16 protein-coding genes are annotated in these 18,147 nt (G+C 73.5%); 8 read left to right on the top strand and 8 right to left on the bottom strand.

What is annotated here, in order from left to right:
* Positions 1–75 precede the first annotated feature (75 nt).
* The gene (locus P3T27_RS39680) at positions 76–657 is read right to left on the bottom strand and encodes a TetR/AcrR family transcriptional regulator (RefSeq protein WP_280686237.1); all 582 of its coding nucleotides are present in this window, start codon (positions 655–657) and stop codon (positions 76–78) included.
* 151 nt (positions 658–808) lie between these two features.
* On the opposite strand from P3T27_RS39680, the gene P3T27_RS39675 reads away from it, so the two are divergent.
* Positions 809–1,306, top strand: coding sequence for a DoxX family protein (locus tag P3T27_RS39675; protein ID WP_280686236.1), 498 nt, complete (start codon positions 809–811; stop codon positions 1,304–1,306).
* A gap of 45 nt (positions 1,307–1,351) precedes the next feature.
* On the opposite strand, the gene P3T27_RS39670 is transcribed toward P3T27_RS39675, so the two are convergent.
* Both P3T27_RS39670 and P3T27_RS39665 read right to left on the bottom strand, forming a co-directional pair.
* Entirely contained in the window at positions 1,352–1,648 is a 297-nt protein-coding gene (locus P3T27_RS39670; protein WP_280686235.1) for an MTH1187 family thiamine-binding protein, read from the bottom strand.
* A 119-nt stretch (positions 1,649–1,767) separates the two neighbouring features.
* The gene (locus P3T27_RS39665; RefSeq protein WP_280686249.1) at positions 1,768–3,252 is read right to left on the bottom strand and encodes a SulP family inorganic anion transporter; all 1,485 of its coding nucleotides are present in this window, start codon (positions 3,250–3,252) and stop codon (positions 1,768–1,770) included.
* Between the two features lie 1,011 nt (positions 3,253–4,263).
* On the opposite strand from P3T27_RS39665, the gene gcl reads away from it, so the two are divergent.
* Positions 4,264–6,045, top strand: coding sequence for a glyoxylate carboligase (gene gcl, locus P3T27_RS39660; RefSeq protein WP_280686234.1), 1,782 nt, complete (start codon positions 4,264–4,266; stop codon positions 6,043–6,045).
* A 143-nt stretch (positions 6,046–6,188) separates the two neighbouring features.
* Positions 6,189–6,677, top strand: coding sequence for a glutathione peroxidase (locus P3T27_RS39655; protein ID WP_280686233.1), 489 nt, complete (start codon positions 6,189–6,191; stop codon positions 6,675–6,677).
* A 287-nt stretch (positions 6,678–6,964) separates the two neighbouring features.
* Here the strand turns inward: P3T27_RS39655 and P3T27_RS39650 are convergent, their stop codons facing one another.
* The 3 genes from P3T27_RS39650 to P3T27_RS39640 all read right to left on the bottom strand — a co-directional run bounded on the left by P3T27_RS39650 (position 6,965) and on the right by P3T27_RS39640 (position 9,152).
* The gene (locus P3T27_RS39650) at positions 6,965–7,537 is read right to left on the bottom strand and encodes a GNAT family protein (RefSeq protein WP_280686232.1); all 573 of its coding nucleotides are present in this window, start codon (positions 7,535–7,537) and stop codon (positions 6,965–6,967) included.
* A 23-nt stretch (positions 7,538–7,560) separates the two neighbouring features.
* On the bottom strand, positions 7,561–8,154 hold the full coding sequence (locus P3T27_RS39645; RefSeq protein WP_280686231.1) for a hypothetical protein: 594 nt from the start codon (positions 8,152–8,154) through the stop codon (positions 7,561–7,563).
* A gap of 74 nt (positions 8,155–8,228) precedes the next feature.
* Complete coding sequence (locus P3T27_RS39640; RefSeq protein WP_280686230.1) at positions 8,229–9,152, bottom strand: LysR substrate-binding domain-containing protein; 924 nt, start codon at positions 9,150–9,152, stop codon at positions 8,229–8,231.
* 96 nt (positions 9,153–9,248) lie between these two features.
* Here P3T27_RS39640 and P3T27_RS39635 point away from each other — a divergent pair, with 96 nt between their 5' ends.
* The 4 genes from P3T27_RS39635 to P3T27_RS39620 all read left to right on the top strand — a co-directional run bounded on the left by P3T27_RS39635 (position 9,249) and on the right by P3T27_RS39620 (position 13,329).
* Positions 9,249–9,953, top strand: a complete 705-nt coding sequence (locus P3T27_RS39635; protein WP_280686229.1) for a succinate dehydrogenase cytochrome b subunit — start codon at positions 9,249–9,251, stop codon at positions 9,951–9,953.
* Positions 9,950–11,896 (top strand): fumarate reductase/succinate dehydrogenase flavoprotein subunit, encoded by a 1,947-nt coding sequence (locus P3T27_RS39630; RefSeq protein WP_280686228.1) that lies wholly within the window; start codon positions 9,950–9,952, stop codon positions 11,894–11,896. Before P3T27_RS39635 ends, P3T27_RS39630 begins: the two co-directional genes overlap by 4 nt.
* Complete coding sequence (locus tag P3T27_RS39625; protein WP_280686227.1) at positions 11,893–12,630, top strand: succinate dehydrogenase/fumarate reductase iron-sulfur subunit; 738 nt, start codon at positions 11,893–11,895, stop codon at positions 12,628–12,630. Before P3T27_RS39630 ends, P3T27_RS39625 begins: the two co-directional genes overlap by 4 nt.
* A gap of 396 nt (positions 12,631–13,026) precedes the next feature.
* Positions 13,027–13,329, top strand: a complete 303-nt coding sequence (locus P3T27_RS39620) for a hypothetical protein (protein WP_280686226.1) — start codon at positions 13,027–13,029, stop codon at positions 13,327–13,329.
* A 37-nt stretch (positions 13,330–13,366) separates the two neighbouring features.
* On the opposite strand, the gene P3T27_RS39615 is transcribed toward P3T27_RS39620, so the two are convergent.
* Together P3T27_RS39615 and P3T27_RS39610 are read right to left on the bottom strand one after the other, a co-directional pair.
* Positions 13,367–14,293: an alpha/beta fold hydrolase gene (locus P3T27_RS39615; protein WP_280686225.1), complete on the bottom strand. Its 927-nt coding sequence runs from the start codon at positions 14,291–14,293 to the stop codon at positions 13,367–13,369.
* A gap of 86 nt (positions 14,294–14,379) precedes the next feature.
* Positions 14,380–15,315: a DUF2797 domain-containing protein gene (locus tag P3T27_RS39610; protein WP_280686224.1), complete on the bottom strand. Its 936-nt coding sequence runs from the start codon at positions 15,313–15,315 to the stop codon at positions 14,380–14,382.
* Between the two features lie 409 nt (positions 15,316–15,724).
* On the opposite strand from P3T27_RS39610, the gene P3T27_RS39605 reads away from it, so the two are divergent.
* A complete protein-coding gene (locus P3T27_RS39605; protein ID WP_280686223.1) occupies positions 15,725–17,869 on the top strand; it encodes a restriction endonuclease in 2,145 nt (714 codons plus the stop codon).
* Positions 17,870–18,147: the final 278 nt, after the last annotated feature.

Here is an 18,147-nt window from a genome sequence, read left to right as displayed (position 1 = left end):
CCCCCTCCCTATAATGACCGTTCGGTCCAGTATCGAGACAGCAAAGGCGACCCCTCACCATCGCCCCACGATCCGTCAGTCGAGCAGCACCAGCGCCTGCCCGGCGGCGTCCCGCACCCGGGCCGCGCCGTCGGCGGTCCTGCCCAGCACCCGCATGCCCTGCATCAGCACCAGCAGCATCCGGGCCAGCGCCCTCGGGTCCCGCCCGGCGGGCAGTTCGCCCTGGGCTTCGGCGCGCACCAGGGCCGCGGTCAGCACCGTCTCCACGTGACCGAGACTGGCCTCCACCCGACGAGCCGCCGCGGGGTCGTGCGGGGCGAGTTCGACCGCGGTGTTGGTGACGAAGCAGCCGCGCTTCATCCCGTCCTCGGCGGACTCCGCCGCGAACCGGCGGACCAGCGCGCGGACGGCCGGCAGCACCGGGCCGGGCTGGGACAGCTCGACCAGCAGCACCGGGTCAGCCTGCTCGCCGTACCGCTCCAACGCCCGCAGGAACAGTTCATGCTTGCTGCCGAAGGTGGCGTAGATGCTCGCCCGGGCGATCCCGAGCTCCTCAACCAGGTCGGCCATCGAGGTGGCCTCGTAGCCGCGCCGCCAGAACAGCTCAAGGGCCGCCTGGAGCACGGTGTCCGGGTCGAATTCCTTCGTTCGCGCCATGGGTGAACGCTAACCCTTTCCAGAACGGTCGGTCAAGATAGACCCCGAAGGTCGCACACGTGGGACCTGACGGAGCATTGCCAACTGGACTAGACCAAGGCTACCCTTACCGCCCCGTACCTCCTCTTCCCCCCACAGGAGGCGTTTCCCCATGCCCGCGAACCTTCCCACCTCCCCCCAGCAGGCGGCCGACGCCGCGCGCCCCCTCGTCCTGACGGCCTTCCGGGTCGTCGTCGGCCTGCTCTTCGCCTGCCACGGCGCCGCCTCGCTCTTCGGCGTCCTCGGCGGGGCCAAGGGCGGCGGCACCGTCCCGCTCGGCCAGTGGCCCGGCTGGTGGGCCGCGCTGATCCAGCTGCTCGGCGGCGCCCTGGTGCTGCTCGGCATCGGCACCCGGACGGCCGCCCTGCTCTGCTCCGGCTCAATGGCGTACGCCTACTTCACCGTCCACCAGGAGCACTCGCTGCTGCCGCTGCAGAACGGCGGCGAGCCCTCCGTCATGTTCTGCTGGGCCTTCCTCGCCATCGCGGTGCTCGGCTCCGGCCCGTACGCCCTGGACCGGCTGCTGGTCCGGCGCACCGCGGCCGAGCCGGTGACCGAGCCCGCGACGGAACCCGCACCGGCCGGCGTGCAGCCCCGCCCGACCGGCTGAGCGGCCCGCTGGGCGGCCCCTGGCCGAGCGACCGGCTGTGCGGGGTCAGTGCTCGGACAGGTGCCGCTCCACCGAGGCGACCTTGGCGGTGAGCCCGTCGGTGACCCCGGCCCGGTCGTCGATCTTGATGACCGTGCTCACCCGGCCGCTGTAGGCCTTCACCGCCTCGATCGCCTCCCGAATCACCGGCATCACCTCGTCCCACTCCCCCTCGATGCTGGTGAACATCGCGTCGGTCCGGTTGGGCAGCCCGCTCGCCCGGACCACCCGGACGGCGGCGGCCACCGCCTCCCCCACGTCCTCGCCGATCCCCAGCGGGGTCACCGAAAAGGCTGCGATCACGACTCTGCGCTCCTTCCGCCGACGGCCCTCGCCGGCGGCACCGGTCGCGGTCCGGACCGATCCGGACCGCGACCAGGCTAACCGCGCGCGGCCGGACCGGCCCTGAGCGCGGCGGCCGTTCACACGACGGTCGGCAGCGGCGGCTCGACCGCGAGCGGGGCGGTGGAGCGGGCCCGGTGCTGGGCGGCCCACGAGGTGAGGGCCAGCGTGCAGGCGTGGTCCAGGTGGCGCAGCCCGGACCAGTCGAGCTCCACCGGCCGGTCGGCCGGCAGCCGCTCCAAGGTGTCCAGCAGGCGGGGCAGCCGCAGGAAGGTCGCGTTCCCACTCAGCCGGACGCGCAGCAGTTGCTCGCCGGACGGCAGGACCAGCTCCTCCACGCCGATCTGCAGGTGCGAGGTCTGCCAGGCGGACTTGACCACGGCCAGGCCGATGCCGATCAGCACCCCCTCGAACAGGTCGGTGGCGATGATGGCGGTCGCCGTCACCCCGAGCACCAGCGCCTCGCCCCGGTGGCCGCGGCAGAGCGCGGTGATCCGCCGCAGCGGGACGAGCTTCGCGCCGGCGTGGACCAGGACGGCCGCCAGCGCGGTGAGCGGGACGAGCCCGAGCACGCCGGGCAGCAGCGCGGTGAACAGCAGCAGCCAGACCCCGTGCAGGGTGCGCGAGGCCTTGGTCCGCGCCCCCGCCTGGACGTTGGCCGCGCTGCGAACGATCACCGCGGTCATCGGCAGGGCACCCAGCAGCCCGCAGACGGTGTTGCCGACGCCCTGGGCGGTCAGCTCGCGGTCGTAGTCGGTGCGCCGGCCGTGGTGCATCCGGTCGACGGCGGCGGCGCTGAACAGCGTCTCGGCGGAGGCGATCAGGGTGAAGGCGACGACCGTGCCGAGGCCGGCGGTGCCGACCAGCGCCCCCAGTGCGGCGCGGTCGGGCAGGTGGACGACGTCGAGCAGGCCGGCCACCCGGACCCTCGCCACCGGCAGGTCGGCGAGGGCCGTGACGGCGGCGGCCAGCCCGACCGCGGCCAGCGGTGCGGGGACGCTGCGGGCGACGCGCCCGGGCAGGTACTTCCAGGCGACCAGCACCAGCAGGGTGGCCAGCCCCAGGGCGACCGCGCTCGGGGTGGCCGCGCCGGTGACCGCGTCCGCCAGCAGGGCGGGCAGTCCGGCGATCTTCTCCGGCCCGGTGGCCGGGGCGCGGCGGTCGGCGAGGGCGTACAACTGGCCGAACAGCAGCGTCAGTCCGATGCCGGCCAGCATGCCGTGCACCACCGAGGCGGACATCGCCCGGAACCAGCGGCCGAGCCGTAAGACCCCCATCGCGATCTGGAGCAGCCCGGTGCCGAGGACGAGCAGGCCGAGCGAACCGACACCGAAGCGCTGGACGGCGTCGTAGACCAGGACGGTCAGGCCGGCGGCCGGACCGCTGACCTGCAGGCTGCTGCCGGGCAGGAGGCCGACCGCCAGGCCTCCGACGATGCCGGTGACCAGCCCCAGCTCGGCCGGGACGCCGGAGGCGACCGCCACCCCGACGCAGAGCGGCAGGGCCACCAGGAACACCACCACCGAGGCGGGCAGGTCGTAGCGCCAGGGGACGGCGCGCAGCAGCGGGAGCCGGCGGCGGCCCGGCGGGGCGGCCTCGCGGGGGCGGCCCGGCGGGTCCTTGCGGCGGCGGGGCGGTCGGCTCACCCGGTCACCACCGGGGGGCGGGCAGGGAGACAGCACATGGGGACACGTTCCTTTCGCACGGCCGCCGCTGCGGGCGCGCCGTCGCTGGGCAGGGGGGGCACTGGACAGGGGGTGTCTCCGGCGGCAAAGGGTCGCCGACGGCAGGGGGCACCGGCAGCGGGAGGTCGCCGGTGGCGCGGGCCACCGGATCGGCGGCGGTCAGGCGGAGGTAGCGGGGCGTGGCAGGGCGGGCGCGGCGGAGCGGGCGGTGGACCGCAGGTGCAGGCGACAGCGGTACGGCCGCGGGTCCGGGCGGACCGGACGACGGCGGCGGGTGTCGGGTCGGTGCGGTCAGGGGGTGCGTCCCTCGCTCGGGTGCGGCGGACCGGGCGCGCTGGTCCTGGACGGGACCGGCCGCTGGAGCTCCCCCGCTCCCGGACGATCCCAACTCCCCCTGCCGCGGCCTCAGTTGGACGTCACGGGCCCGGCGTGGCACCGACAGTACCCAGCGGCGCGGGGCGGGCCCACCTCGGACACCGTCCCTTCACCCGCGCTGCACACCGGCCGCGCTTTCCGGCCCGGAGCGGCCGCTTCCCTGGGCACACCAGCACGATCGGCGACCAGGTGTACGAACCAGGCCCGTGCAGCACCGTTTGCAGCAAGCAACGAGCCGGCCGGCCCGGAAGGCACCCGGCGCTGGAGGAAGCGGTCATGGCCCAACCGAAGCCACCGTGACAGCCTGGCCCGATACCCGGACGCCACACCCCCGCGCCCGCGGCGACCTGCGGTTTCACACCCCGGAGCCGACTTCCACATTCTGTTGAAGCCCCCCTTGACGCCCCGACGGGCCCCGCCGTACCGTGTTTCCGCATACAGAAACCATTCTTCCGTATGGTGGAATTCTGGAGATGAGCCCTCCGACCCACTGCGGGCCGACGCAGGAGAAACCCGATGCCTCGTATGACAGCCGCCCGCGCGGCAGTGGAGATCCTCAAGCTCGAAGGCGTTGACGTCGCGTTCGGCGTGCCGGGCGCGGCCATCAACCCGTTCTACGCCGCGCTCAAGGCCTCCGGCGGGATCCGGCACACGCTGGCCCGGCACGTCGAGGGCGCCTCCCACATGGCCGAGGGCTACACCCGCGCCGAGGCCGGCAACATCGGCGTCTGCATCGGCACCTCGGGCCCGGCCGGCACCGACATGATCACCGGCCTGTACTCGGCGATCGCCGACTCCATCCCGATCCTGTGCATCACCGGCCAGGCCCCGGTCGCCCGCCTGCACAAGGAGGACTTCCAGGCCGTCGACATCGCCTCGATCGCCAAGCCCGTCACCAAGGCCGCCACCACCGTGCTGGAGGCCGCGCAGGTCCCCGGCGTGTTCCAGCAGGCCTTCCACCTGATGCGCTCCGGCCGTCCGGGCCCGGTCCTGATCGACCTGCCGATCGACGTCCAGCTGACCGAGATCGACTTCGACCCCGAGGCCTACCAGCCGCTCCCGGTCTACAAGCCGGCCGCCAACCGGATCCAGATCGAGAAGGCCATCGCGCTGCTCCAGGAGTCCGAGCGCCCGCTGATCGTCGCCGGCGGCGGCGTCATCAACGCCGACGCCGCCGACCTGCTGCGGGAGTTCGCCGAGCTGACCGGCGTCCCGGTCGTCCCGACCCTGATGGGCTGGGGCATCGTCCCCGACGACCACGAGCTGAACGCCGGCATGGTCGGCCTGCAGACCTCGCACCGCTACGGGAACGAGAACTTCCTCGCCTCGGACTTCGTCCTGGGCATCGGCAACCGCTGGGCCAACCGCCACACCGGCGGCCTGGACGTCTACACCGCGGGCCGCAAGTTCGTCCACGTCGACGTCGAGCCCACCCAGATCGGCAAGATCTTCGCGCCCGACCTCGGCATCGCCTCCGACGCCAAGGCCGCGCTGGAGCTCTTCGTCCAGGTGGCCGGGGAACTCAAGGCCGCCGGCCGGCTCAAGGACCGCAGCGAGTGGGCCGCCTCCGCCCAGGCCCGCAAGGCTCAGCTGCAGCGCCGCACCCACTTCGACAACGTGCCGATCAAGCCGCAGCGCGTCTACGAGGAGATGAACAGGGCCTTCGGCCCGGAGACCCGCTACGTCACCACGATCGGCCTCTCCCAGATCGCCGGCGCGCAGATGCTGCACGTCTACCAGCCGCGGCACTGGATCAACTGCGGCCAGGCCGGCCCGCTCGGCTGGACCATCCCGGCCGCGCTGGGCGTCGCCACCGCCGACCCCGAGGGCCAGATCGTCGCGCTCTCCGGCGACTACGACTTCCAGTTCATGGTCGAGGAGCTGGCGGTCGGCGCCCAGCACCGGATCCCGTACGTCCACGTGCTGGTGAACAACTCGTACCTGGGCCTGATCCGCCAGGCGCAGCGCAACTTCGACATCGACTTCCAGGTCAAGCTGGAGTTCGAGAACATCAACGCGCCGGAGCTGGGCGTCTACGGCGTGGACCACGTCAAGGTCGCCGAGGGCCTGGGCTGCAAGGCGATCCGGGTCACCGAGCCCGAGGGCCTGCTGCCGGCCTTCGAGGAGGCCAAGAAGCTGGCCGCCGAGTTCCGCGTCCCGGTCGTCGTCGAGGCGATCCTGGAGCGGGTCACCAACATCTCGATGGCCGCGGCCGACATCGACAAGGTCAACGAGTGGGAGGAGGTCGCCACCCTCCCCGAGCACGCGCCGACCGCGATCAGGCCGCTCGCGCTCTGACTGGTTGCGCGGGGGCGGACGAGCCGCTCCGTACGCCCCTCGCGCCCGGAACACCAGCGGCGCCGGCACGGTTGAGCCGTCCGGGACCGCTACCGTGTGCCCGGGCGAGAACCCGCTGCCAACCTGCCGAAAGGACCACCACCGTGAGCCTGTACGACATCCCCCTGCGCACGCTCTCCGGCGAGCCCACCTCGCTGGCCGACCACAAGGGCAAGGCGCTGCTGATCGTCAACGTCGCGTCCAAGTGCGGCCTGACCCCGCAGTACGCCGGCCTGGAGCGGCTCCAGGAGCGCTACGCCGGGCGCGGCTTCACCGTGCTGGGCTTCCCGTGCAACCAGTTCGCCGGGCAGGAGCCGGGCAGCGCCGAGGAGATCCAGACCTTCTGCTCGACCACGTACGGCGTGACCTTCCCGCTGTTCGAGAAGATCGACGTCAACGGCGAGGACCGGCACCCGCTGTACCGGCAGCTGACGCAGGTCGCCGACGCCGAGGGCGAGGCCGGCGACGTCGCCTGGAACTTCGAGAAGTTCCTGGTCTCCCCGGACGGCACCGTGGCGGCCCGGATCCGGCCGCGGGTCGACCCGGAGGCGGACGAGCTGACCGCCGCGATCGAGGCCGTGCTGCCGGCCTGACCCGACCGCCGACGGACCGGCCCCGGGCGCCCGCCCTGGGGCCGGTCCGTCATTCCCAGGGTCCGTCGAGCAGCCCCTCTCGATTGCCGAGTCGGTCTTCGACTGAACGGAGCCGACAGACCTGCGCACCACTCATGTCCGTTCGCATGGGGGGTTCGTCGAAAGGACCGTCGAGAAGCCCGAGCCGCTGGTGCCGGTGCGGCAGCAGCGGCTTCACAGACCTGGCCGCCCACCGACCGCGCCCGGCCCAGCCCGGCCGACATCACCAACTCGCGCTGCTTCCACCATCAGGCTGGACGGCGCTGCTGATCCCAGCCGTCGATCGGTGTCCACTCGTGCTCCAGGATCGAGTAGGTGATCGAGTCACGCCAGGCGCCGTGAACGAAGACGTGGTCACGGATCCGCCCGTCCTCGGTCATCCCGGCTCGCAGCAGGGTGCGCTCGGAGGCCTCGTTGAGCGGGGAGCGGGCGGCCCAGATGCGGTGCAGGCCGAGGACGTTGAAGCCGAGGGAGCACAGCAGGTGAACGGTCTCCGTGCCGAAGCCCTTGCCCCACTCGGCCGGGTGGAGGGCGAAGCCGATGGTGGCGGCCTGCTGAGGCTCGGTGGCCAGGCGTGCGTAGCCGATCAGTTGGTGCTCGCCGAGCCGGGTGATGGCGAGGCAGTACTCGGTTCGCGGGGTAGCGTTCGCGGAGTCGATGGAGCGGGCGGTGATCGCCTGGACCTGTTCGCGGGTGCGGGGTTCGAAGCTGAGGTGCCGGGTGGCTTCGGGGTCGCCGTAGATGGCCAGGAGGGCGTCGGCGTCCTCGGGTTCGACCTCGCGCAGTGCCAGGTTGGGGCCGGTCAGGTGAACTGGGGTCATGGCTGCGGAGCCTATCCGTGGGGTCACCGGACGAGGACCGAGGTCGGGGTGGCGGTGAAGGCCTCAATCTCCTCGCGCAGGTCGGCCGCCGCACCGGCGCCGCGGCGGCCGTCGCGGTGCAGTGCGGCGTGGACCCGCTGGGCGCTGCTGACGATGCCGAAGTTCCGCCGCTCGACAGGAAGGTCGAGCACCGGGCGGACGGCCTCGACAGCGCCTTCGATCTCTCCCCGGGCGATGCGGGCGAGGGCGAGGTCGGTCTGGGCGCCGGCTTCGTCGCCGAAGGCCCAGTCGTCCTCGGAGGCGTCGCGATAGGCGGCGACGGCGGCCTCGGACTGGCTCTCGCCGAGTGCGGCGTCCTCGCCGAGCTGCACGGTGGCCTCGGCGACGTAGTAGAGCTGGCGGGGCAGCGGAAAGGTCATGATGCCGCCGAAGGCGTCGAGGTCGTCGGATTCGGTGGCCGCGCGGGCGTCCTCGGCCTGCTGGATGGCGGTGCGGGTGGCCTCGCCGTCGCCGAGGAGGGAGTGGGCGCGGGCGGAGAGACAGGCCAGCCAGACGCCGGTGGTGCCACGGACGACCCCGGCCGCGCTCTGCCCGAGCGCGGCGTAGTCGGCGGTCACGAAGACGGTTCAGAGTGTTGTGGCTCCAGTGCACATGCCAGCCACCTTCCGGGTCGCGCCGTGAGGAGCGGACCTCACGGCAGCAACAGCCGCGTCCCCGGCGGGAGTTCGCCGTCCTCGGCGGCGTCGCGCAGGTGGGCCAGCAGGGTGGTGTGCAGCGCCTCCGCGGCACGGGTGAGCGGCACCTCGTGGCCGTGGGCGACGGCGATGGTGCGGCCCAGGCCCGGTTTGGCGAACGGGGTGACGGACAGGCCCGAGCGGGCCGCCACCATGCCGGGCACCACGGCGGGCCCGATCCCGGCCCGGACGAAGCCCAGCACCGCGTCCATCTCGCCGCCCTCCACCGCGAACTCCGGCTCGAAGCCCGCCGCCCGGCAGGCCGCGAGCGTCGCTTCGCGGACGTCGTAGCCCTCGCGGAACATCACCAGCGGGCACCCCCTGAGCTCTGCCACCCGGACCTTGCGCCGGGCCCGCCGCTCGGCGGAGACCAGCACCAGCTCCTCGTGCAGCAGCTCGGTGACCGCGAGGGCGGGCGCCGCCTCGCCGCTCGGCGGGGTGATGATCAGCGCGAGGTCCAGCTCCCCCGCCGCCAGCCAGCGCACCAGGTCGCGCGAGCCGCCCTCGCGCACCCCCAGCGCCACCCCCGGGTAGCGGTCCCGGAACAGCCGCAGCACGTCCGGCACCAGGCTGGTGCACAGGCTCGGCGGCGCGCCCAGCCGGACCCGGCCGCGGCGCAGCTGCACCGTCTCCTGGACGGCCAGGCGGGCGCTCTCGGTGTCGGCGAGGATGCGCCGGGCCAGCGGCAGCAGGGCGTCCCCGGCGTCGGTCAGGGCGATGTTGCCGCGGGTGCGGTGGAACAGCTCGGCGCCCAACTCCCGCTCCAGTGACCGGATCTGTTGCGAGAGGGACGGCTGTGCCACGTGCGCCGCCTCGGCCGCGCGGGTGAAGTGGCGGGTCTCGGCGACGGCGAGGAAGTAGCGGAGTTGCTGGAGCTGCACACGGCCAGGATAGGCCGCGTCGATAGCCGGTGCCTATCGTCGTGAGCCGCAGCATGTCTTGGACGCACCCTGGCGCCCGTCCCTACCGTTGCTGCCATGACAACCGCGACTCGGACGGCCCGGCGCCCGTCCACCCTGGCGACCCTGTGGCGGTCGACCGTCGGCAAGAAGGCGGTGATGGCCGTCAGCGGGCTGGTCATGCTGCTGTACCTGGTCGCGCACATGCTGGGCAACCTCAAGGTCTTCGCCGGCCCCGACGACATCAACGGCTACGCGGCCTGGCTGCGCACCATCGGCCAGCCGTTCCTCGGCCACGAGTGGTTCCTCTGGATCGCCCGGTTCGGCCTGCTCGCCGCCGTCCTGCTGCACGGCGTGTCCGCCTACCAGCTCAGCCGGCGCGACCTCGCCGCCCGGCCGAGCAAGTACGTCCACAAGCGCCGCCGGGCGAGCTACGCGACCCGGACCATGCGCTGGGGCGGGGTGATCCTGGCGCTGTTCATCGTCTGGCACATCCTCGACCTCACCACGCTGACCGTGAACCCGGTCGCCGAGGAGGGCCACCCGTACCAGAACGTCGTGGCCTCCTTCGGCCGCTGGTACGTCGACGTGTTCTACATCGTCGCGATGCTGGCCCTCGGCTTCCACATCCGGCACGGCTTCTGGAGCGCCGCGCAGACCCTCGGCGCCAACAACGCCCGCCGCGACCGGGCGCTGAAGCTGACCGCCAACGGCCTGGCGCTCGTGCTGACCGCAGGCTTCCTGTCCGTCCCCGTGGCCGTGATGACCGGAGTGGTGAGTTGAGCGACTACAGCGACTACCGGGTCGGCGAGCCCATCGCCGACACCAAGGCCCCCACCGGGCCGATCGAACAGCGCTGGGACCAGCGGCGGTTCGACGCCAAACTGGTCAACCCGGCCAACCGGCGCAAGCACACCGTGATCGTGGTCGGCACCGGCCTGGCCGGCGGCGCGGCCGGCGCCACGCTGGCCGAACAGGGCTACCACGTCGTCCAGTTCTGCTTCCAGGACTCCCCCCGGCGCGCCCACTCGATCGCCGCCCAGGGCGGCATCAACGCGGCCAAGAACTACCGCAACGACGGCGACTCGATCCGCCGGCTGTTCTACGACACCGTCAAGGGCGGCGACTTCCGCGCCCGCGAGTCCAACGTGCACCGGCTCGCCCAGGTGTCGGTGGAGATCATCGACCAGTGCGTGGCCCAGGGCGTCCCGTTCGCCCGCGAGTACGGCGGCCTGCTGGACACCCGCTCCTTCGGCGGCGTGCAGGTCTCCCGCACCTTCTACGCCCGGGGCCAGACCGGCCAGCAGCTGCTGCTCGGCGCCTACCAGGCGCTGTCCCGGCAGATCGCCGCCGGGAACGTGGAGATCCACCCGCGCACCGAGATGCTCGACCTGCTCGTCGTCGACGGCCGGGCCCGGGGCATCGTCGCCCGCGACCTGGTCACCGGCGCGATCAGCACCTACACCGCGGACGCCGTGGTGCTCGCCACCGGCGGCTACGGCAACGTCTTCTACCTCTCCACCAACGCCAAGAACTCCAACGCCACCGCGATCTGGCGGGCCCACCGGCGCGGCGCTCACTTCGCCAACCCGTGCTTCACCCAGATCCACCCCACCTGCATCCCGCGCTCCGGCGACCACCAGTCCAAGCTCACCCTGATGAGCGAGTCGCTGCGCAACGACGGCCGGATCTGGGTGCCCAAGGCCCAGGGCGACACCCGACCGCCAGCCGAGATCCCCGAGGACGAGCGGGACTACTACCTGGAGCGGATCTACCCCGCCTTCGGCAACCTGGTGCCGCGCGACATCGCCTCCCGCGCCGCCAAGAACGTCTGCGACGAGGGCCGCGGCGTCGGCCCCGGCGGGCAGGGCGTCTACCTCGATTTCGCCGACGCCATCCGCCGGCTGGGCCGGGACGCCGTCGCCGCCAAGTACGGCAACCTGTTCGACATGTACGAGCGGATCACCGCCGAGGACCCGTACCAGGTGCCGATGCGGATCTATCCCGCGATCCACTACACGATGGGCGGGCTCTGGGTCGACTACGACCTGCAGACCACCGTCCCCGGCCTGTTCGCCGTCGGGGAGGCCAACTTCTCCGACCACGGCGCCAACCGACTCGGCGCCAGCGCGCTCATGCAGGGCCTCGCCGACGGCTACTTCGTGCTGCCGCCCACCCTCAACGACTACCTGGCCCGCAACCCGCTGCCCGCCGTGCCCACCGACCACCCGTCGGTCGTCGAGGCCGAGGCCGAGGTCGAGGACCGCCTCAACCTCATCCTCTCGGTGGACGGCGACCGCACTCCCGACTCCTTCCACCGCGAGCTGGGCGAACTCCTCTGGGACGAGTGCGGCATGGCCCGCGACGAGGCGGGGCTGCGCCGCGCGCTGGCGCGCATCCCGCAGCTGCGCGAGGAGTTCTGGCGCCGGATCAAGGTGCCCGGCACCGGGCAGGAGCTCAACCAGGCGCTGGAGAAGGCCAACCGGCTCGTCGACTACTTCGAGCTCGCCGAACTCATGTGCCTGGACGCCCTGCACCGCGCCGAGTCCTGCGGCGGCCACTTCCGCACCGAGAGCCAGACCCCCGACGGCGAGGCCGCCCGGCGCGACGAGGAGTACGGCTACGCCGCCGCCTGGGAGTTCACCGGCACCGGCGCCGCCCCCGTCCTCCACCGCGAGGCCCTCGACTTCGAGCACGTCCACCCCACCCAGCGGAGCTACGCATGAACCTCACCCTGCGCATCTGGCGCCAGGCGGGCCCGGACGCACCCGGGTCGATGACCACCTACCAGGTCGGCGGCATCAGCCCCGACATGTCCTTCCTGGAGATGCTCGACACCCTCAACGAGGAGCTGATCACCCTCGGGGACCAGCCCGTCGCCTTCGACCACGACTGCCGTGAGGGCATCTGCGGCGCCTGCGGCATGGTCATCAACGGCCAGGCCCACGGCCCCGAGCGGACCACCACCTGCCAGCTGCACATGCGGCACTTCCAGGACGGCGACACCATCGACGTCGAGCCGTGGCGGGCGGCGGCCTTCCCGGTGGTCAAGGACCTGGTGGTGGACCGCTCCGCCTTCGACCGGATCATCGGCTCCGGCGGCTACATCTCCGCCCCCACCGGCAGCGCCCCCGACGCGCACGCCACACCCGTCCCCAAGGAGGCCGCCGACACCGCCTTCGAGCACGCCGAGTGCATCGGCTGCGGCGCCTGCGTGGCGGCCTGCCCGAACGGCTCGGCGATGCTGTTCACCTCCGCCAAGGTGGTCCACCTCAACGTGCTCCCCCAGGGCGCGCCGGAGCGCGCGTCCCGGGTGCGGAACATGGTCACGGCGATGGACGCCGAGGGCTTCGGCGGCTGCACCAACACCGGTGAGTGCGCCACCGCCTGCCCCAAGGGCATCCCACTCCCCAGCATCGCCGCGATGAACCGGGAGTTCCTGCGGGCCGCACGCGGCTGACCGGCCTGCCCGCCCGGCCCCACGTCCCCGGCCCCCCGACCCCGGCCCCACGTCCCCGGCCCCACGTCCCCGGCCCCGCGTGCCCGGCCCCACGTCCTCAGGCGCGGGGCCGACGGCGTGCGACGGGGCGCGCGGGACGTTCGCGCGCTCCCCATCGGAGTGGCGGATCGTCAGGACCTGCGCTCCCGTCCGGAAAATCGCGCTACGGTGGTTCTCCACCACGGAAGGACGGCATATGCCCGAGGTTCAGTCCTGTTCCGGGTGCGGAGGGTCCGGGGGGACCGAGAAGACCGAAGCCACGGTCGAGCGGGACGAGGAAGGAAACACGGTGCCGAGGATCCACACCTTCTGGTCGCCCTGCGGTCGGTGCCACGGATCCGGGACGGTGATCGTCGGATGAGGTTGGTCTTCGAGTGCGTCGAGTGCGGCGGGCACTACCTGCCGCCCGAGAGCATGGCCTACCCGGACGGACCGGCCTCGCCGGTCTGGTGCTCGCGCTGCCAGTCGGCCAAGCACGCCGCCGGCGTCCAGGAGGACCCGCTGCTCGCCCGTGTCGCCCTGGCCGCCGCCCGGGCCGCGCTGGCCCGCCGGGTGACGGACGGCGAGCCGACCGCGCGCGGCGACGTCCGTCCGTCCCGGCCGCCGCTGTCCCGCCGGGCCCGGTCCGGCCCGGGCGGGGTCCGCAGCAGGCTGGGCTGAACGTCGACGCCGAGCCGGCGTCGACTCCGATCAGGCCTCAGCCCCGGGTGGGCGTGGTCGCGAGGAACTGCTCCAGCACGGCCGCGACGGTGTCCGGGGCGTCCTCGGGGCTGTAGTGCCCGACGCCCGGCAGCTCGACGGCCCGGCCGCGCGGGAACGCCTCGGTGAACAGCGGCAGGAAGTGCCGGGCACCCAGCGTCCGGTCGGCCGCACCCCAGAGCGCGAGGGCGGGCAGCGCCGCCAGGGCGGTCCGGGCCTCGACGGTCGGGGTCTCGAACGCGTGCGCCCCGACCGCGAAGCCCTTCGCCCAGCCGAGCGCCCCGGCCGCCTCCGCCCGGGTGGGGAAGGCCGAGCCGTAGGCGGTCAGCCAGGTGTCGGTGATCAGGGCGTTGTTCTGGAAGCCGTTGAGCTTCAGGATGCTCAGGATCGTGTAGCCGAGCTCGCCGAGGACGGCGTCGAGGGTGCCGTCGGCGTGCGCCCGGGCGATCCAGCGGAACCACGGGGACTCGGCGGAGTTGGCCGCCAGCGCGTCGCCGAGGCCGGGCTGGCCGAACGGCGTCGGCCCGTTGAGGCTGGCCACCCGGGCGATCAGCTCGGGGTGGCGGGCGGCCAGCCCCATGCCGACCGGGCCGCCGAAGTCGTGCAGGACGAGGGTGACGTCGCGCAGGCCGAGGTCGAGGACCAGCGCCTCCAGGTTGTCGACGTGGTCCTGCAGCCGGTAGGTGCGGTCGGCCGGCGTCGCGCTCTTGCCGAAGCCCATGTGGTCCGGGACCACCACCCGGTGGGTCGGGGCCAGGCGGCGGACCAGGTCGCGGAAGAGGTAGCCCCAGGTGAGTTCGCCGTGCAGGCAGAGCAGCACGGGGCCGTCGCCCTCGTCGACGTAGTGCATCGGGAAGCCGGGGGCGGTGCTGAAGTGCGGCGCGTACGGGAAGGTGCCGTCGAAGCTCTCGTGGGCGGCGATCATGGTCGGGCTCGCTCCATGCTGGTAGCAGATTGAAACCGGCACGGGTGAGGCTAAACCCTCTGGTTTCAACAAGCAACCGGTCGAGGTCAGAACAGCGCCTCCTGGGTGTCCGGCTCCGGCGGGCGGACCCGCTCCTCCAGGGCGACGCCCGCCGTGGCGCGCCCCGTGACCGCGGTGAGCGTCCAGCCGGTGAGCAGGCGGGTGTCCAGCAGCAGCGGGCCGGAGCCGTCGGCCTGGTCCAGGAAGAGGTGACGGCCGACCGGCGCCCGCAGGGTGCCCGCGATCACCGCCCCGGCGGCCAGGCCGCCGATCTGCCGGTACGCCTCCGGGGCTCCGCCGGACAGCCCGAACCGCACCACGTGGTCGACCACCGGACGGTCGGCGAGCAGCTCCACGGCGTGGCCGTCCAGCAGGCGGTGTGCCTGGGCCCGGGCCTCGGCGAGCACGGCCCGGCGGTACGGCTCATCGCCGTGCGCCCACCAGTGCTCGGTCTTGAGCCGGACCTTGAACCGCTCGCGGGCCAGCCCCGAGGCGGCGACGGTGAGTTCGGCGCGCCGGATCGCCGGGAGACCACCCCGGGCGGTGAACGCATAGGCCAGCGCCCCCTGTTCGAGCAGCCGGCTGTCGCCGCGCTGCTCGGCGGTCAGGCCGACCTTCAGCAGGCCGTCGCCGAACCAGGCGAGGTAGAGCAGGTACGTCCGACCGTCGTCGAGGATCCGGTCCCGGGCGAGGGCCAGGCCCCGGTCGACGCTCTGGCAGGCCGGGCACTGCACCGCGCCGCCGTCCGGGGCGATCTCCGCGTGGTGCGGACACGGGGTGCGCTCCGTCGCCCCGGCGAGCCAGGCGCCGGTGCAGCGGCGCGGCCCGCCCAGCAGCCAGCCGACCTCCGCGCCGGGCGTGACGGCCCGCTCGTGCGCCCGGCCGCCGTGTACGGCGCCGAGCAGGGCGCGGCCCTCGTGCCAGCTCAGCCCGGTGGAGACCCAGCCGCCGGGCCGGTCCGGGTGCTGCGGTGCGATCGTCACGGGCAAACCCTCCCTCTCGAACCAGCGAGGGTACCCGCCCCCACCGACAACGCCCGCCCGGCCGCCTCACCGCACTCCCGCCGGGCCCCGGGGACGGGCGCCGCGGGAGCCCCGAGGGCCTGTCCTCGAACCCCCGCCGTCCGCCCGGCGGGCGGGCCTCGCGGCGTCGGGGTGCGCGGGATGGGGGTACCTCCCGGCCGAAGGCTGGGGGACCATCACCGTGCAGACGGGGGTTTGAGGGCGGGCCCCAGGACCGCCCCCGGCCGATCCGGCCGAAATCCGGCAGCGGTGCAGGTCGCCGGGGCTTGGCCCGGTGGGGTGTTCACGTTCTATTGTTGCGGGCGCGGTGGGCGCCGCGGCCGGGAGGCGGGCGGCGCGACCGGTCCGGCGTGCAATGAAGGGGTGGACGGTGGCGGGGCGGCGGAACGACGGAGTGCTGGCGATCTGGGCGGAGGCGCAGCGGCAGCAGCAGCGCCGGGAGGAGGCCCGCTGGCGGGCCGAAGCGGCGCAGGAGCGCCAGCGGGAGCGCGAACAGCGCGAGGCGCAGCGGGCGGCGGCCCGCAACGAGCGGGAGGCTCAGCGGGCGTACCAGCAGTCCCGGGAGGCGGAGGCGGCCCGGCTGACGGCCGAACTGGACTCCCGGGTCGAGGAGTTGCGCGGGCTGCTGGCCGCCGGGCTGCGGGCGCCGGCGTTCGACCCGCAGACGCTGCTGGCACCGCGCCCGGTGCCGCCGTTCGACCCGGGTCCGCTGGGCCAGGCGGTGGCGATGCCTGATCAGGGCGGCCCGAAGTACCACGTGCCGCCGCCGGACCAGGTGCAGGCGCGCAATCCGGGGGTGCGGCGGCAGTACGAGCAGTATCTGGCGCAGGCCCGGGCCCGGTTCGAGCAGGACTGGTACGCCGCCCAGGCGCAGGAGGCGGACCGGCAGCGCCGGCTGGCCGCCTACCACCAGGAGTACCTGGCCTGGGCGGCGCAGTTCCGCCGCCAGGACGAGGAACGCGCCGCCCGGACCGAGGAGTTGCTGCGCCGGCTGCGCGCGGGCGAGTCGGCGGCGGTGCAGGAGTACTTCACCGCCGGCCTGTACGCCTCGGCGGCCTGGCCGGAGGGCTTCCCGCACCGGCTGGTGGCGGCCTGGGAGGCGTCGACCCGGCAGCTGGTGGTGAACTGGGAGCTGCCCGGCCCGGACGTGGTGCCGGCCGCGTCCCGGGTGCGGTACGTGAAGACGGACGACCGCGAGGCCGAGGTGGCCCGCCCGGCGACGGAGCGCAAGGCGCTGTACCGGGAGGTGCTGGCGCAGTCCGCGCTGCGCCTGGCGGCGGAGCTGTTCCGGGCGGACCGGGACGGGATGCTGGACTCGGTGGTGCTGAACGGCTTCGTCCTCGGCATCGACCCGGCGACCGGCCGGGAGGCGGAGCGCTTCCTATCCACCCTGACCGCCTCCCGGGCCGAGTTCGCCGGGCTGGCGCTGGACCGGGTGGTGCCGGTGGAGTGCTTCCAGGGCCTGGGCGGCAAGCTGTCCGCGCGCCCGGAGCGGCTGGACGAGGTGCGGCCGGACCGGCTGCCGGAGGCGGTCGGCGGAAGCCTGGCCGGGCACGGCGGCGAGGACGACCCGGACCTGTTCGAGATGGACCCGATCGAGTTCGAGGAGCTGATCGCCGAGCTGTTCCGGCTGCGCGGCTTCCGGGTGATGACCACCGCCCGCAGCGGCGACGTCGGGGTGGACGTGGTGGCCGAGGACCTGGACCCGGTGACCGGCGGCAAGATCGTGATCCAGGCCAAGCGCTACCGGAAGACGGTCCCCCCGACGGCGGTGCGCGACCTGGAGTCGACGGTCCGCCACCACGGGGCGAACAAGGGCATCCTGGTGACCACCGCCGGCTTCGGCCGGGGCTCGTACAGCTACATCGAGGGCAAGCCGCTGACGCTGGTCAGCGGGCCGGAGCTGGTCGAGCTGTTGGCCGAACAGGGGCTGCGCGGGCGGCTCGGCGGGAGCGCCGCGAACGACGACAAGCCCGCGGCGGCCGCCGCGCCGACGGACCGTCACAGCAGCCTGACGGTCAGCTGGCAGAGCCGGACGGCCGGCGGGGACGCGGTGGAGCTGGACGTCACCGCGTTCCTCTGCGCCGCCGGGCGGGTGCTGAGCGACGAGCACTTCGTGTTCTTCAACAACCCGCAGGACCCGGACGGCGCCGTACGGCTGCACCCCACCCACTCGGTGCCGGGCGAGCCCTCCCGGGCGGTCCGGCTGACCCTGGACCTGGAGCGGTTGGCCCCGAAGGTCGACGAGGTGGTGGTCGCCGTCTCCACCGAGGAGGAGGAGCCGCCGGCCCTGCCGCTCGGCTACGTGCACGGCGTCGCCCTGGCGGCGACGTACGGTCCGGGCGCGGCCGGGCCGGCGCAGTGGGCGGCCGGCACCGGCGGTGTGCCGGACAGTGCGATGCTCGTCGGCTCGTTCCAACGCACCGGCGGGGGCTGGCAGTTCAGCCCGTCGGGCCTGGCGGTGACGAACGGTCTGCTCGGGCTGGCGGGCGCGTTCGGCGTCGCGGTGGAGTAGCGCGGGGACCATAGCCCTCAGGGATCGGTGTCATACCTGAGAAGGAGAGGGCCCTCGCCGTACCGCCGGGACGGCGGGGGTCGACCCTCCTCGGGACATACGCATCGCGTTCGGATGGATTGGGAGGATGGAACGGAACCCGAATGTCCGTTCCCGCCCTCAGGAGCACCTCCGTGACGATCCCCGCAACCGCCGTCCGTACCGGCCTGGCGGCCGCCCGCGCCACCGGACTGAACAAGGTCTACGGGGACGGGGAGACCCGCGTCGTCGCCCTCGAC

The organism is Kitasatospora sp. MAA19, assembly GCF_029894125.1.
GTDB lineage: Bacteria > Actinomycetota > Actinomycetes > Streptomycetales > Streptomycetaceae > Kitasatospora.
Note: the sequence above shows the minus strand (reverse complement) of the source record. Positions and strands in the feature narration are given on the sequence as shown.